At 47.0% G+C, this 881-nt stretch carries 1 protein-coding gene; it reads left to right on the forward strand.

Translation table 11 applies throughout. The annotated features are described in order from the left end of the window. Window positions 1-45: 45 nt before the first annotated feature. Window positions 46-881 (forward strand): glycosyltransferase family 2 protein (locus J4650_RS22645; RefSeq protein ID WP_023993874.1); only part of this gene is annotated, 836 nt, incomplete at its 3' end.

Below are 881 nucleotides of genomic sequence, written 5' to 3' on the forward strand. Positions count from 1 at the left end.
ATGCGGATTCATTTATTCAAAGTTCATTGTCTTTAGGGATGCGAAATGAAAGTCTCGTTAGTCGTTCCGGTCTTCAATGAAGAAGCCACGATACCTATTTTCTATAAAACGGTTCGCGAGTTTGAAGAGCTAAAACCGTATGAAGTTGAGATTGTTTTCATCAACGACGGAAGCAAAGATGCGACTGAATCAATAATTAACAAAATAGCTGCATCTGATCCGCTCGTTATTCCGCTTTCGTTTACGCGAAACTTCGGTAAAGAACCTGCTCTTTTCGCGGGTCTCGACCATGCAACCGGGGATGCGGTCATTCCTATTGATGTCGATTTACAGGATCCGATAGAAGTTATCCCCCATCTCATTGAGAAGTGGCAGGCTGGCGCGGATATGGTGCTGGCTAAGCGCTCAGACCGCTCAACTGACGGGCGCATGAAGCGTAAGACAGCTGAATGGTTTTATAAGCTGCACAATAAAATCAGCAATCCGAAAATTGAAGAGAACGTCGGTGATTTCCGGTTAATGAGCCGTGAGGTTGTCGAAAATATTAAATTAATGCCCGAACGCAACTTGTTCATGAAGGGTGTGCTCAGTTGGGTTGGCGGAAAAACGGATGTTGTTAAATATGCCCGTGCCGAACGCGTGGCCGGTGATTCGAAATTCAACGGCTGGAAATTATGGAATCTGGCGCTCGAAGGGATTACCAGCTTCTCAACTTTCCCTCTCCGCATCTGGACGTATATCGGGTTAGCTGTCGCAGGTGTTGCATTTCTGTATGGTGCCTGGATGATATTCGACACTCTGGCGTTCGGTAACGCCGTGCGGGGATACCCGTCACTTCTGGTGTCGATACTGTTTCTTGGTGGCATCCAGCTAATCGGCAT

The sequence above is a fragment of the Salmonella sp. 32120201201600049SM genome, assembly GCF_017572835.1.
GTDB lineage: Bacteria > Pseudomonadota > Gammaproteobacteria > Enterobacterales > Enterobacteriaceae > Salmonella > Salmonella enterica.